The organism is Veillonella montpellierensis DSM 17217, assembly GCF_000426745.1.
Lineage (GTDB): Bacteria > Bacillota > Negativicutes > Veillonellales > Veillonellaceae > Veillonella > Veillonella montpellierensis.
Window position 1 is genome coordinate 57,037 of the sequence record NZ_AUFY01000011.1, and the last position, 15,081, is coordinate 72,117.

A 15,081-nucleotide genomic window follows, 5' to 3' on the forward strand; every position below is an offset into this window, starting at 1 on the left:
GTGAATGAATAATACGGAGGTATATATGGCTAGATTATTTGGGACAGATGGAGTTCGTGGAGTTGTTAATGAAATGTTGACACCGGAATTGGCTTACCATTTAGGCCGTGCGGCGGCAATGTATTTTAGTAAAAAAAAGGCACATCCTACCTTTTTAATTGGTCGTGATACCCGTATTTCCGGGGGGATGTTAGAATGTGCCTTAGCAGCAGGAATTACTTCGATGGGAGGCAATGTGGTGATAGCTGGTGTTATTCCTACACCAGGTGTAGCATATCTTGTTCGCTATCATGAGTGGGATGCAGGCGTTGTTATTTCTGCCTCTCATAATCCATTTCAAGATAATGGGATTAAATTTTTTAACCATGAAGGGTTTAAATTACCTGATGCGGTAGAAGATGAAATTGAAGAATACTGTCGTCAAAGTGGTAGCAATGAATTAGCGCGGCCTACAGGGGCAGAGATAGGGCGTATTGAATATCATATGGAACTAGCTCATGAGTATGCGGATTTCATCGTATCCACAGTAACTATGTCCTTAGAGGGGATGACAATTGTCTATGATGGTGCGAATGGTGCAGCTTCTGTAGTCGGACCAGAAGTATTAAAACGATTAGGGGCTACGGTCATTCCTATTCATGTTGATCCAAACGGCACTAATATTAATGAACAATGTGGCTCTACTCATTTAGAGAGTCTCCAACAAACTGTAATCGCTCATAAAGCAGATCTAGGAATAGCTAATGATGGTGATGCCGATCGATGCCTATTCGTTGATGAAAAAGGACAGGTCTTAGATGGAGACCAAATTATGCTCTTATGTGCCTTAAAGTTAAAAGAGGCAGGCCAATTGCATGATAATATGATTGTCAGCACCGTAATGAGTAATATTGGCTTTCATAAAGCAGCTAAAGAATTAGGCATGCAGACTTGCACTACTGCAGTAGGGGATCGCTATGTATTAGAAAGAATGCTAGAAGATGATTACTCCATTGGCGGCGAACAATCGGGACATGTTATATTCTTGCAATATAATAGCACTGGCGATGGACTGTTGACGGCTACACAACTCGTTAGCATTGTAAAAGAAAAAGGGAAACCTTTATCTGAATTAGCCGGGTTGATGACTAAATACCCACAACAACTTGTGAATGTTCGTGTAGCCACTAAAACAGGATGGGAAACGAATACACTTATTGCAGCAGCCATTGCTGCAGGTGAGTTAGAATTAGGTGAAAATGGACGCATTCTAGTGCGACCTAGTGGAACGGAACCATTAATCCGTGTTATGGCTGAAGGAACGAATCAAGAACAATTGAATCAAATATGTAATCAAATTGCGGCGGTCATTGCCCAGGAACAAGGCTTAGCACAAGACATCTAATGTATAGGCGATGGAGTACTATCAGTATATACGGGCCATACAACTATGATAATAGAATAATAAGCGACTTGTATAAGTAAATCGTGCATGGCAGAAACGAAAATAAGGGATTTCTTACAAAAAATTGTAAGAAATCCCTTATTTGGTAACTATATCGTTACAAATAATGACCTGCTTTCCGTAGGGAAAGCAAATGTAAGAATACATAAGTTTCATCAATGACTACCATCATGTATAAGTTGATCGTTCCCTTGATAGAGGGACTACTTGGCCCTAGTTGTCGTGTAACTTAGGCGTACGCAAGAAAGTGATATCTGGATTGCGTTCTTGCACCCAATTCATTTGCCATTCGTTGCTAATTAAGATAACCGTGCGCTTTCGACTATCTTTGACCACCATCGCCGCATCTAACCCTTTTATAGAGCTTATATCTACTTCATCGCCTACCCAACGAGCTACACTATACGGCAAGGTATGATTTAATAAATCTACGCCGTATTCATTTTTTAATCGATACTCTAGCACTTCAAATTGCAACATACCGACAGCACCGACAATATAAGAATCTAGGGAATGAGGTTGTTCAAAGATTTGAACGGCCCCTTCCTGAGCTAGTTGCGTCATGCCCTTAATAAATTGTTTACGCTTCATCGTATCTTTCGGCGATATACGAGCAAAAAATTCAGGAGGGAACACAGGAAAATCGCCAAATGTAACCTTGTGCTTGCCCATACATAGCGTGTCGCCTACGCCCATAACACCAGCGTCAAAGACACCGATGATGTCGCCAGGGAATGCATCTTCTACAATGGTTCGTTCTGTAGCTAGAAATTGTTGAGGTTGTGATAGGCGCAACTGTTTTCCCGATTGTCTATGAAGAACGGTCATTCCTTTTTCGAATTTACCGGAGCAAATACGCATAAATACAATGCGGTCGTGATGGTTCGGATTCATATTCGCCTGAATTTTAAAGACTAAGGCAGAAAAATCTTCTGAAGTAGGATATACCACTTCTTCGAGTGCTTGTCGTGGAGCAGGAGAAGGTGCTAATTCTAAGAAACTTTCCAAGAAAGGTTTAATCCCAAAATTAGTCATAGCTGAACCAAAATACATAGGAGTTAATTCGCCAGCTTGGACTTTATCAAAATCAAATTGATCTCCTGCTACATCGAGTAACTCAATGTCATCGATGAGGGCTTGATGAATATCAGCACCTAAAATTTCTTTAAACATAGGATCATCGACAGAGCCTTTTGTAGAGGCAAGTTTTTCTTGCCCATGAGTTTCATCTTTATCGAATAATTCAATAGTGTGATGCATGCGGTCGTAAATGCCTTTGTATTCACCATTAATGCCAATCGGCCAATTCATCGGTACTGCACGAATACCAAGGACTTGTTCAATTTCTTCAATCAAGTCAAATGGGTTTTTCCCATAGTGATCCAGTTTATTAGCAAATGTAAAGATAGGAATGCCTCGTTCTTTACAGACAGCAAACAATTTTTTTGTTTGTGCTTCCACGCCTTTTGCAATATCAATTAACATGACGGCACTGTCAGCCGCCATTAATGTGCGATACGTATCTTCTGAAAAATCTTGGTGACCCGGTGTATCTAGGATATTAATGCGACACCCATCATAGTCAAATTGTAATACGGAACTCGTTACAGAAATACCGCGTTGTTTTTCGATTTCCATCCAATCTGATACGGCGTGTTTTTGCGTCTTTCGAGACTTAACCGACCCAGCTAAATGGATAGCACCACCATATAATAAAAGCTTTTCTGTCAATGTAGTTTTACCAGCATCAGGGTGAGAAATAATAGCAAACGTCCGTCTGCGCTCAACTTCTTCTAAAAATGTCATTATCATACCTCTTTAAATTAAAAATTATATCTTCATAATTATATACTAGATATACTATTTTTACTATATAAGGGATACAAGAAATTCTAGTTTTCACGTATAGATGGATAGACATATAGATGGATTATCTCGATTTAGTTGCGACTGACCTAGAGAGTATGTTAGCATAATAAGATAGAAATGGCTGAGTGTATATAGCATTGATGATAGTGAAAAGGGAGTGTAAACGTATCCTCTTTAGTATATAAGCGACTAGTAGATGTCCTAGAAACCTATTCATGGTAGTTAGACCATATAATGGGACAGTGCGAGATGGATGCGTATACACATGAGTAGATAGCGGTGGCTGGGTTAATGCCTTAGGTATAATTAGGAGAGGTTATGAGATTATTTATTGCAGAAAAACCGAGTATGGGGCGAGAAATCAGTAAATATCTGCCAGAACAACAGCATATAGAACGACGAGATGGTTATATTATACATGGCGATGATGTGGTTACTTGGGCATTTGGTCATGTATTAGAGCAAGCAGAACCAGCAGAATATGATGGACGCTATAAAAAATGGAACGCCCATGACTTGCCGATTGTACCTGATGCATGGAAGTTGTTAATTAGTAAAAATAGTGAAAAACAGTTTCACCTCATTAGAGAATTAATAGAAAAAGCAGATACTATCGTTAATGCTGGTGACCCAGACAGAGAAGGGCAGCTACTTATCGACGAGATTTTAGATTATGTAGGCAATACAAAACCAGTACAACGGATTTTATTGAATGCCCTTGATGAAAAATCAATTCGTGCAGCTCTAGGCGATTTGCGAGATAATCGTGACTTTTTTAATTTAAAACAATCTGCATTAGCTCGTTCACGAGCGGATTGGTTGATTGGCATGAATCTATCGCGCGCTTATACGATAGCCGAACAACGGAAAGGACATCGCATTACGTTACCTATTGGACGCGTAAAAACACCAACCTTGGCACTAGTGGTGCGTAGAGAACGGGAACTTCAATCGTTTACTCCCATAGATTATTATACGTTGAAAGTATTATATGCTCATGAGAAAGGAACTTTTTGGGCTACTTGGCAGCCTAAGGATGAGCAAAAAGGGTTAGACTCAGAGGGGCGATTATTAGTGCGCGAGGTAGCTGAAACGCTAGCAGAGGAAATCAAAAAAGCGACTACAGGCATTGTTACGAAAGCTACCACTACTAAGAAAAAAGAACCACAACTGTTGCCTTTATCCTTATCGGTATTGCAGGTGGCTGCAGGTAAATTATTTTCCTACGATCCACAAACTGTGTTAGATACAGCGCAACAATTGTATGAGAAAAAACTGACCACCTATCCCCGATCAGATTGTGATTATATACCTACCAATCAATTATCAGACAAAACGGCGATTTTAAGTAATTTACAAAACTGTGGTGATCGTCGCTTATCCACGTGGGCCAGCCATGCAGATCAATCGATTCAATCGCTGGCGTGGAACGATAAAAAAATTACGGCCCATCATGCGATTATTCCAACTACTGTAGCGTGTCCGACACAGAGTTTATCTGAAAGAGAGCGAAATATATATCACTTGATTGCGAAGGCCTATATAGCTCAATTTTATCCAGAACATGAATATAAGCAAACAAAGTTAATAGTGACACAGTGTGAGGAAAACTTTGTAGCTCACGGCCGTGTGGTTACTATATTAGGATGGAAAGAATTGTATCAAAGATCCTCCCGTAGCACGCAGGATGATGGTAGTGAAGTGAATGATGATGGGGATGAGAAAACAACAACGAATCTATTGCCACCTGTGAAAAAAGGGGACTCCTTAACATCTAACGAATGTAAGATTGATAAAAAAGCAACGAAACCACCTACGCGATTTACGGCAGCTACCTTATTGCAAGCCATGAAAGAAATACATAAATTCGTAAAGAATGAGGATCTTAAAAAACAATTAAAAGCAGTATCCGGTATTGGCACAGAAGCCACACGTGCAACGATTATTGATGAATTAATACAACGTCAATTCATTAAAAGTGTAGGTAAAAAGAAAGTATTACAGCCAACGGAAAACGGCTATGTGTTGGTAGATGCCTTGCCAGATGAATTACTCTATCCTGATGAAACTGCAGTATGGGAAGAACGGTTGGCTCGTATGAGTGATGGCGGTGATACATTGGAAAGCTTTTTGTCAGATCAAGTTGTATTTTTAACTACGTTAATTAACAAATTAGGATTTTCTCATGATGATACGTATTACGGTAGTATGAGAGCCAATATCGTGCGTACGATTCATCGAGGACAAGGCGAAAAAAAATATGATGGATCGGATAGCGATGTATCCACTATAAAATCATATACACCAAGCGATACACATAAGTTATGTCCTCAATGTAATGCAGGACACATGGTGCAGAAACATGGCAAGTTTGGTATTTTCTGGGGGTGTAGTAATTATCCTGCTTGTACATATACAGAAAAAATAAACCGTAATACACAAATAGATGAAGCACATAAAAGACTAGAAGTACCAGAAGAATCAAAACAATATAAATGTCCACGTTGCCATACAGGTTATTTCGTAAAACAAGTGGTGCGCGGTAAAACTACCTGGATTTGTAGTAATCGTAATGAATGTCGCACCCAATGTGCTGATGTAAATGGCAAGCCCAGTCTGTTTAAATGAGATGGAGTTAAAAACATATAATTTACCTAGTAAGAATAAATTGTTTATAGATGAATAAACTCTGTCGGATGGTAGTGTATTCAAAAAAATAAAGGACTAAAAAGAGTCTATGCATAGGATGAATATATCTAAGCATAGACTCTTTTTAGTCCCATGATTTACTTGTTGACACACTATTACAAGGAAAGGTGCATTAACCACTTACATTGAATGATAGCAAGTGCAGCAATCATCACCTAATTGATACGTACTAAGGACCTTATCTCATAGCACATAAATTGATGGTCACCGTTTTATATAGGCCTAGGTATGTAATTATTTGCGCCGATTACGTTGGTTTTGTGATGTAGATTTTCTTCGCCGTCTATTATTGGTGCCACCATGACCAGTTGCTTTGTGAGCTTTCGATTTAGTAGCTTGGTAGGAACTAGTAGGGCCGGTAGATTTATATTTTTTTACCCGTTTAGGAGCCATATCCTTAGTGCCTTTCACCTTGATTTGCCCATCTGCAGTATATTTGGTTAACGTAGCCTTAATGGCACGTTCAATACGGCGTAGCCAGCTTTCATCAGCAGGCGTTGCCAATGTAATCGCTACACCTGAATTACCAGCACGACCAGTTCGCCCAATGCGATGGATATAATAGTCTACATCATGTGGTACATCGTAATTATATATGTGTGTGATACCTTCAATATCGATACCACGAGCAGCAATATCGGTAGCTACTAATATCTGCGTTCTGGCTTTTGCAAAGTCTTTTAAAATTTGAGTACGCCGCCCTTGCGTTAAATCACCGTGCATTTCTGCAATAGATAATCCAGCGGCGGTTAATTCATAGGATAAGCGGATTGCACTATCACGGGTATTACAAAATACGATGCCTAGAAATGGATTGTCTTGTTGAATCATCTCGATAAGACGTTTAGTTTTTTCAGAACTATTCATCATATAGACTGTTTGCTCAATTGCATCTAATGTGACATGCTTACTTTCAATCGTAATCGACATAGGAGCATGCATATAGGATTTAGCGAGCTTGCGAATTTTATCGGGCATAGTGGCAGAAAATAGTAGTAATTGACGTTTCTTATCTGTGCGATGAATTAATGTTTCTACTGTAGGCAAAAACCCCATATGGAGCATTTGATCGGCTTCATCAAGCACAATGCGGCGAATGGTGCTAAGATGCAATGAACCGCGATCGGCGTGATCTAGTAACCGCCCCGGTGTACCAATGATTACGTGAGGACGTCTGCCTAATTGTTGTAATTGATGATCTACTGTTTTTCCGCCAATGAGCGGCAATACGTCAACATCAATCTGTTGACCAATATGCTTGGCCTGTTGCGCAATTTGTTGTACCAGTTCGCGCGTAGGTGCAATAATTAGCGCTTGTTCTTGATGCACATCTTTATGCACTCTCTGAAGAATAGGTAATAAAAAAGCTAATGTTTTACCCGTGCCGGTCTGAGCATGGCCAATGATATCATTTCCTTTAAATATCATGGGAATGGCTTGCTCTTGAATCGGTGTAGGTTCTTTAATACCTTGCTTTTGTAAAATAGTAGAAATATCTTCTGTTATACCAAGTGTTTTAAATGATTTCATGAGTCTCCTCTATAAATTACTATGTAAATGGCGTTTATATGTTTATCTATTATAGCATTTTGCTTATGTTTTTTGAAGATAACCTGGATGATAGAAAAATAGAGTTGTAGTTGCTAAACATTTGTAATATAGATTTTACACAGAACTTGTTACTTATAATAGCTTACTATTTGATTTTGAGAAATAAAAAATACTGATTATATAGTGGTATAGAGTAATTTTTCTCATATTAGATAATTTAAATGAGAATAAAAAACAAAAATAGATGAGGAAAAACACCTTGTCATATAATCGACAGTTATAGTAATAAAAATTATAAAAAATATATGATTATATGAATATAAAATAATATAGTTGAAAAATACGCATAAACACTATAATTTTCGATATATAAGAATAACCATGTATTGTGCTACTTATACCATAAATAATAAAAAAATATTATAGATATCATTATTTTATATTGTACCTATTCGTACTCTATTATGATAATTATTGTTGATATTGAAAGCTATTATTGTTATAATACATTAAGATGTATATTTAAAATGATTATTGGTATTAGGAGGTGTCACACGTGAGTGTTAAAACGATGGCAGATATGAAACCAGGTGAAGTGGGTATAGTGCTAGCCTTACACGGCTCAGGTAATATCAAACATCGCTTGATTGACATGGGAATTGTAAAAGGAACTGAGGTTCGCATGGTAAAATATGCGCCTTTAGCAGATCCTATCGAAATTAAAGTGAAAAATTTTGAATTATCTCTTCGAGTGAGTGAAGCAAAAATGATTGATGTAGAAGTTAAATAGGAGACTATGTATGGCAAAGGATAAGCAAATTAAAATTGCCTTGGCTGGTAACCCAAACTGTGGTAAAACTACCATTTTTAATAATATTACAGGCGCTAAGCAACATGTGGGGAACTATGCAGGGGTAACTGTTGAAAAGAAAGAAGGGGAATACAATTATAATGGTCAAGAACTATTATTCGTTGATTTACCTGGAACGTACAGTTTGACAGCTCGTTCATTAGATGAATTGGTAGCTAGAAATGAAATCATTAATGACAAACCAGATGTTATCGTTAACGTAGTAGATGCATCGAACTTGGAACGTAACTTATATTTGACTACACAACTATTAGAGTTAGAACGACCTATGGTTATTGTGTTAAATATGATTGACGTAGCTCGTGATATGGGACTTGTTATCGACAAAGATAAATTAGCCTCGTTAACAGGTGCCATCGTTGTTGAAACAGTAGGCCGTAATAATGTGGGTACGATGGAAGTACTAGAAGCGATTGTACACGCGAAAGATAAAGGCATTTCCACTACCGCTGTGGTAGATTATGAAGAAATTAATGACACTGTTGACGAACTTACTAAAGAAGTACGTGCAGCTAGTGTGGAATATCCACCACGTTGGGTAGCCGCTAAATTATTAGAAGGTGACGCAGATGTTATTGGCAAAATCATGCGTGAAAAGAATACAGAAGCATTACTTGCTAAACGTGAATCTATGCGTCAAGAACTTGCAAAAGAAGTTGATTTAGAATCAGTATTCCAAGAAAAACGTCATGCCTTCGCCGTTAAACTCTTTAATGCATTTGTTACTAAAACAACTGATGCTATAGAAACTAAATCAGATCGCATCGACAAAATTTTGACACATCGTATTTTAGGCTTACCAATCTTCTTATTCTTCATGTGGTTATTATTTAATATAGTTATTAATGTTGGTGCCTATCCACAAGATTGGCTAAATACTGGTGTAACTGCATTAAGTGATTTTGCAACGAATACAATCCCAGAAGGCAATTTACAATCCCTTGTAGTAGATGGTATTATCGCTGGTGTAGGGGCGGTTATTTCCTTCTTACCATTAATCATTCTATTATTCTTAGGTATTTCCTTCATGGAAGACAGTGGCTATATGGCACGTGCTGCTTTCTTGATGGACCGTGCCATGAGAGCTTGCGGTTTACATGGTAAATCCTTCATTCCATTACTATTAGGTTTTGGTTGCTCCATCCCATCCATCATGGGATCTCGTATTTTGGATAACTACAAAGACCGTATGGTAACAATCTTGGTTACTCCATTTATGAGTTGTGGTGCCCGCTTGCCAGTATACGTGTTAATGGCGAGTGCATTTTTCCCAGCAGAATATAGTGGCACAGTTTTATTCTTAACCTATCTATTTGGGGTAATCATGGCTGTTATCATGGCTAAGATTTTCCGCAGATTCTTATTTAGTGGTGAAGCAGAACCATTCGTTATGGAATTGCCACCATATCATATGCCTACAGTTAAATCCGTATTGATGCATATGTGGGAACGTGCATGGGCATATATTAAAAAAGCTGGTACATTTATTTTGGGTGCCACTATCTTGATTTGGTTCTTAAGTTCCTATCCAAAAGATACAGTGTATACACAAGACTATGATGCAGCACATGATGCAGTAGAAACTACATTCCAAGCACAAGGTGATGCAATTAAAACATCAGCTGGTTATGCTACTGATGAACAAAAAGAACAAATTGATGCGTTAGTAGAAGAAATTCAAAATACGAAAGAAAAAGCAGACGCTGATGCAGAAGAAGCTGGAGAAGATGCACCAGATGTAGAAGTAGAAGATCCTAATGAAGCACCTGATGTGTTTAATGATTTAAAATCTGCTCATGAAAAAGAATTCCCTGTTGCATGGGCCGTATTCCAAAACGATTTGGCTAAGGATGCCGCTGATGAAGATCTTGATAATGAACAAGCTTCCGAAGACCAAGCTCACTCCTACTTAGGTCAATTAGGTACAATTATGGATCCAGTGCTTAGACCATTAGGATTTAATGGTAAAATGGGCGTTTCCTTACTTGCAGGCTTTACAGCAAAAGAAGTTATTATCTCTACATTGGGTACTACCTATGCAGTAGCTGCTGATAAAGATGATGATTCCTCTTTGGTAGAACGTTTACAAGCTGATGAATCCTTCACACCACTTGTAGCAGTTGGATTCCTTGCATTCATCGTTATCTACCCACCTTGCTTTGCAGCTATGGCGGTAGTAAAACGTGAAACTAATTCTTGGAAATGGTTAGGATTCTCTGTCGGTTATGGTATATTACTCGCTTACGTAGTAGCCTTACTTATCCACCAAATTGGTATGGCGTTAGGATTTTAATTGATAGAATAGTGACATAGTGACTATGAAAGTTTGATGTATATGTAAGAAATTGATGCGTATCAATTATTCTGATGTAGTAATCAAGTCATCGTATGTGCATACGATGACTTGATTAGAGGAATGTCGGTATCATTGATACGCATTCCTTACATCAGTAATTAAGAATAATTATTTCTTAGTTATTCTTTTATAGTGTTGCTACAATACCATGAAAGTAGCAAATGCCCCATATATATTGACGATATTCTTGGTCAACCTATAGAGTGACTTGTTACTTTTATAGATTTCTTTGATAAAGGTTATTACTTAAATGATAATGAGAAATCTATTAAAAATCCCTTTTATAATGCGTATTCGTATTGAGAATACAACTATGAGTTTTTTGTATTTGATAATGATAATGGAAAGGGGTATACTATGGATATACAAACAGCAATCATATATGTATTGGTATTATGTGCCGTAGCATATTTTGGCTATAAGTTTTATCAGTCCGCCAGCGGTAAAGGTGGTTGTGGCTGTGGCTGCGGTTGTAGTAGCAAGAAGAAAAAAGGATCTAACTCCTCAAATGGAAGTAGTTCTGATTGTGGATGTAAATAAACTACTATCTTAGGCAGTTTATTATAAGTGTTAGTTACATAGGTTTCGCATATGTTATATGCAGTCATCAAGAAAGGATGTAATATTATGTTCAAATTCAAAAATCAACAAACAAACGAAAATTTAAAATCTGCTAATCTATTTGCTGCTGGTTTAGCACTAGGTACAGTAGGATTAAAAGTGTTAACAAGCAAAGATGCTAAAAAAGTATACGCTAATGTAGTAGCTGCAGGTATTCGTGTAAAAGACAGCGTGTTGGCAACTGCTGATAAAGTACAAGCTAGCACTTCTGATATCTTAGCAGAAGCACAAGAAATCAACGAAGCTCGTCATGAAGAAATTTTTGAAAAAGAAGCTAAATAAGAAAGGAAACTAGTGATATGTTACAGTTTTCTGTAGTTAGCAGACTTAAATATAGAATGCGTATAAGCATTACAGGTCGCCGTTTTACAGAGGCTGATGCAGCATTTGTAGAAAGTACATTAAAATCAAATGAAGCGATTAAAAAAGTAACTTTTTACACTAGAACATCTGAAATAGCTATTTCTCATAATGGCGATGAAATAGCTGTACGCAATAGTGTGTTAGCATTGCGTGATCTTGATTTCTCTAATGTGCCAGCGTTGACAGAATACTCACCTCGTTTGGTAAATAAAAAATATAGAGAACAAATGATAAAAGATACATTGGTGTATATTGGTAAACGTTTGTTCTTGCCAGCACCAGTGGCTGCTATATGGTCATGGGTAAATGCAGCGAAGTTTATTGGTACTGCTATAAAAACTTTGTGGAAACGCAAATTAACGGTAGAGGTACTTGATGGTGTAGCCATCGGCGTATCTTTACTCCAAAAAGATTATTCTACTGCAGGCGCCGTTATGTACTTGTTAGGTATCGGTGAAATATTAGAAGAATGGACACATCGTCGTTCCGTATTAAACCTTGCTGAAAGTATGTCCTTGCATGTAGATAAAGTATGGGTATTACAAGATGGTATAGAAATCAGCAAACCATTATCAGCTGTTAATGAAGGCGATCATGTAGTATTGCGACAAGGTGAAGTAATTCCATTAGATGGTGAAGTGGTGGATGGTATTATCCAAGTTAATGAATCGTCTATGACGGGTGAAGCTGAACCGGTTCGTCGTGATGAAGGTACGTCTGTCTATGCTGGTACTGTTGTTGAAGAAGGACAAGCAACCATCTGTGTACGTGGTACAGCAAAAGATTCTCGTTATGAAAAAATCGTTAACTTAATTGAAGAATCTGAACAAATGAAATCTGGTATGGAACAACAAGCATACCATATGGCAGATAAACTTGTTCCAATTAGCTTTATTGGATCTGCTGTCACTTACCTATTAACACGGAATTTAACAAAAGCGCTATCCTTTATTATGGTAGACTTCTCGTGTGCCTTAAAATTAGCAATTCCATTGTCTGTATTATCTGCTATGGATGAAGCATCTAAATTAGGGGTCACTGTTAAAGGTGGTAAGTTCTTAGAACAGATTGCCGCTGCTGACTTAATCGTCTTTGATAAAACAGGGACATTAACAAAAGCGGAACCAGAATTTGAACAAATTATTCCATTTAATGGGCATGATGCTGATGAAATGCTAACATTGGCAGCTTGTTTGGAAGAACATTTCCCTCATTCTATGGCAAAAGCTGTCGTTAATGCAGCAAAAGCTCATGAACTACCACATAAAGAAATGCATTCAGAAGTAGAATATATTGTGGCTCATGGTATTGCATCTAAAGTGGGTCGCTATCGTTGTCGTATCGGTAGTGCACATTTTATATTCGATGATGAAAAGACTAAAATTCCACAAGAGGAACAGGAAAAATTTGATAACTTACCAAATTCTTCCTCCCATTTATATATGGCAATCGGTGGTACATTAGCAGCCGTTATTTGCATCAAAGATCCAGTTCGTGAAGAAGCTCATACTGTGATTGACCAACTTCATGAATTGGGTATTAAAAAAGTTGTTATGATGACTGGTGATAGTGAACGGAATGCGAAACGTGTTGCTGATGAACTTGGTATCGATGAAGTTCATGCAGGTGTATTACCTGAAGATAAAGCAACGTATGTAAAACAAGCTAAAGATGAAGGATACACAGTAATGATGGTAGGAGATGGCATTAACGATTCTCCAGCTTTATCGGAAGCGCATGTTGGTATCGCTATGAATGAAGGCGCACCAATTGCTCAAAAAATTGCTAACGTTACGATTTCTTCAGATAACTTACAATCCTTAGTTGATTTACGCCGCATTGCGATGAAGTTAATGACGCGTATTAAGAAAAACTATAATGGTATTGTAGCCGTTAATGGCGGTTTAGTTGGCGCTGGTGTATTAGGTGTATTGACTCCTGCTAATGCAGCGTGGTTCCACAATCTATATACCTTAGGTGTTAGCTTGAAGAGTATGACTCCATTATTAGAACAACCAAAAGAACATCAATCAGAAGATGTGATTGAAGCCGAAGTTGTATCGGCGTAAGCACTTAATTTTAGAATCTCCTTATCCTGCAGATAGTGTAGGATAAGGAGATTTTTTCGATTTACATAGTTTCTAATCGGTATATAGTTTCGGATTGATTTGTTTAATTATTCACTGTATAGTACAATGATGATAACAAGAATAACTACTAAGTATGCTTCATAAGCAAGATATCTGAAGATGTCTAGTATGATCATAGGTGGTAGTAGGTAATCGATATAAGTATAGTAGGTGATTAAGATGAATAAAATTATGTGGCAATTTATCGGTATGTGTATATTATTTACGGTCATACCCACAGTGATTATTGGAAAGGGACATTTGACAATCTACGGAGTAGAAATGTTTACGCTGTTGTCGTTGATAATACCGTTAATGATGAAAAAAGTAGAACGATTACGTTTTGCCACAGGGTTTCATATGCGATTATACTATCATGCATACGCGTGGTTATTGTGGACAGTTTTTTTCTTTTTAGGCTCTGGCACAATGCATCTAGTGATTCCCGTAAAAAATATTGCCTTAATTGGAGCTTTGTGGGTAGTAGTCCTTTCCTGTGTCATGACCATTATTATTTTAAGTGGCGTTGTACTGACTCGATTCTTTGAACGGCAAAAACGCCATGAATGGTTTCACACCACCGTTGACATCGCGGCAGTTACGTTGCCACTACCAATTTTACTTATGGGCGGTGTACTATATATTAATAATCCCCTGTTAGTACAAACCTATATGTCATTTATGTACGATTACATTAAACTTTGTTTACTACTCTTATTGGTAATCACCATGGCTGCCATGGCAATCTATCTATATCCGCGCGGGGAAACACCTAAAAAAATACGATTTGTTCGCATTTTTGTAACTGCGCTAGTATGGTTGGCGATTGTTGGACATGTAATGTTTGGATGGATGCCACAATTTGTATTACAAGCAGTTAAGATCGTATTTCCCGTATACCAAGGAAGCCTATTAGTCTATGTGACACCAGCAATTATATTGCTTATCATTTTGGCGGTTGCTGTAGGAGCAGGCCTCTACAGTGAATACTATTTGTTGAAATACCGTCATAAACGGCGTATGAATATGACGTCTATTGACAGATAGTAGATAAACATATATGATACAAAAAGATTATGCGTCTGTATTCGGCAAGGAAACAGAACGAAATAGATAGATTGATTAGAATGATTCGACTCATATTCATAGTAAATGAGAGCGGAGGATG

General features: G+C 37.7%; 10 protein-coding genes. 8 read left to right on the plus strand and 2 right to left on the minus strand.

Annotated features, from left to right (window positions below; genetic code table 11):
• Positions 1 to 25 precede the first annotated feature (25 nt).
• Positions 26 to 1,384 carry a phosphoglucosamine mutase gene (glmM, locus tag K357_RS0104435; protein WP_028257634.1) on the plus strand — a complete coding sequence of 453 codons (1,359 nt, stop codon included), beginning with the start codon at positions 26 to 28 and terminating at the stop codon, positions 1,382 to 1,384.
• A 273-nt stretch (positions 1,385 to 1,657) separates the two neighbouring features.
• Here glmM and K357_RS0104440 read toward each other — a convergent pair whose 3' ends face one another.
• On the minus strand, positions 1,658 to 3,250 hold the full coding sequence (locus K357_RS0104440) for a peptide chain release factor 3 (RefSeq protein WP_028257635.1): 1,593 nt from the start codon (positions 3,248 to 3,250) through the stop codon (positions 1,658 to 1,660).
• A 381-nt stretch (positions 3,251 to 3,631) separates the two neighbouring features.
• Here K357_RS0104440 and K357_RS0104445 point away from each other — a divergent pair, with 381 nt between their 5' ends.
• Positions 3,632 to 5,941 (plus strand): DNA topoisomerase 3, encoded by a 2,310-nt coding sequence (locus tag K357_RS0104445; protein WP_028257636.1) that lies wholly within the window; start codon positions 3,632 to 3,634, stop codon positions 5,939 to 5,941.
• Between the two features lie 315 nt (positions 5,942 to 6,256).
• Here the strand turns inward: K357_RS0104445 and K357_RS0104450 are convergent, their stop codons facing one another.
• A complete protein-coding gene (locus K357_RS0104450) occupies positions 6,257 to 7,552 on the minus strand; it encodes a DEAD/DEAH box helicase (protein ID WP_028257637.1) in 1,296 nt (431 codons plus the stop codon).
• A gap of 592 nt (positions 7,553 to 8,144) precedes the next feature.
• Between K357_RS0104450 and K357_RS0104455 the strand changes: the two genes are divergently transcribed.
• From K357_RS0104455 to K357_RS0104480, 6 genes are all read left to right on the plus strand, one after another.
• The gene (locus K357_RS0104455) at positions 8,145 to 8,363 is read left to right on the plus strand and encodes a FeoA family protein (protein ID WP_423838925.1); all 219 of its coding nucleotides are present in this window, start codon (positions 8,145 to 8,147) and stop codon (positions 8,361 to 8,363) included.
• Positions 8,364 to 8,373: 10 nt separating this feature from the next.
• Complete coding sequence (gene feoB / locus K357_RS0104460; protein WP_028257639.1) at positions 8,374 to 10,737, plus strand: ferrous iron transport protein B; 2,364 nt, start codon at positions 8,374 to 8,376, stop codon at positions 10,735 to 10,737.
• 420 nt (positions 10,738 to 11,157) lie between these two features.
• Positions 11,158 to 11,340: a hypothetical protein gene (locus K357_RS08835; protein WP_038113590.1), complete on the plus strand. Its 183-nt coding sequence runs from the start codon at positions 11,158 to 11,160 to the stop codon at positions 11,338 to 11,340.
• Positions 11,341 to 11,427: 87 nt separating this feature from the next.
• The gene (locus tag K357_RS0104470) at positions 11,428 to 11,703 is read left to right on the plus strand and encodes a DUF6110 family protein (protein WP_028257640.1); all 276 of its coding nucleotides are present in this window, start codon (positions 11,428 to 11,430) and stop codon (positions 11,701 to 11,703) included.
• 17 nt (positions 11,704 to 11,720) lie between these two features.
• Positions 11,721 to 13,853, plus strand: coding sequence for a heavy metal translocating P-type ATPase (locus K357_RS0104475; protein WP_028257641.1), 2,133 nt, complete (start codon positions 11,721 to 11,723; stop codon positions 13,851 to 13,853).
• Positions 13,854 to 14,093: 240 nt separating this feature from the next.
• Entirely contained in the window at positions 14,094 to 14,960 is an 867-nt protein-coding gene (locus K357_RS0104480; RefSeq protein ID WP_028257642.1) for a hypothetical protein, read from the plus strand.
• Positions 14,961 to 15,081: the final 121 nt, after the last annotated feature.

Bases quoted from the DNA above. Each gene is read 5' to 3' on its own strand.
- K357_RS0104445 (WP_028257636.1), top strand. From the start codon at position 3,632: ATGAGATTATTTATTGCAGAAAAACCGAGTATGGGGCGAGAAATCAGT.
- feoB (WP_028257639.1), top strand. From the start codon at position 8,374: ATGGCAAAGGATAAGCAAATTAAAATTGCCTTGGCTGGTAACCCAAAC.
- K357_RS0104470 (WP_028257640.1), top strand. From the start codon at position 11,428: ATGTTCAAATTCAAAAATCAACAAACAAACGAAAATTTAAAATCTGCT.
- K357_RS0104480 (WP_028257642.1), top strand. From the start codon at position 14,094: ATGAATAAAATTATGTGGCAATTTATCGGTATGTGTATATTATTTACG.
- K357_RS0104455 (WP_423838925.1), top strand. From the start codon at position 8,145: ATGGCAGATATGAAACCAGGTGAAGTGGGTATAGTGCTAGCCTTACAC.
- K357_RS0104450 (WP_028257637.1), bottom strand. From the start codon at position 7,552: ATGAAATCATTTAAAACACTTGGTATAACAGAAGATATTTCTACTATT.
- K357_RS0104475 (WP_028257641.1), top strand. From the start codon at position 11,721: ATGTTACAGTTTTCTGTAGTTAGCAGACTTAAATATAGAATGCGTATA.
- glmM (WP_028257634.1), top strand. From the start codon at position 26: ATGGCTAGATTATTTGGGACAGATGGAGTTCGTGGAGTTGTTAATGAA.
- K357_RS08835 (WP_038113590.1), top strand. From the start codon at position 11,158: ATGGATATACAAACAGCAATCATATATGTATTGGTATTATGTGCCGTA.
- K357_RS0104440 (WP_028257635.1), bottom strand. From the start codon at position 3,250: ATGACATTTTTAGAAGAAGTTGAGCGCAGACGGACGTTTGCTATTATT.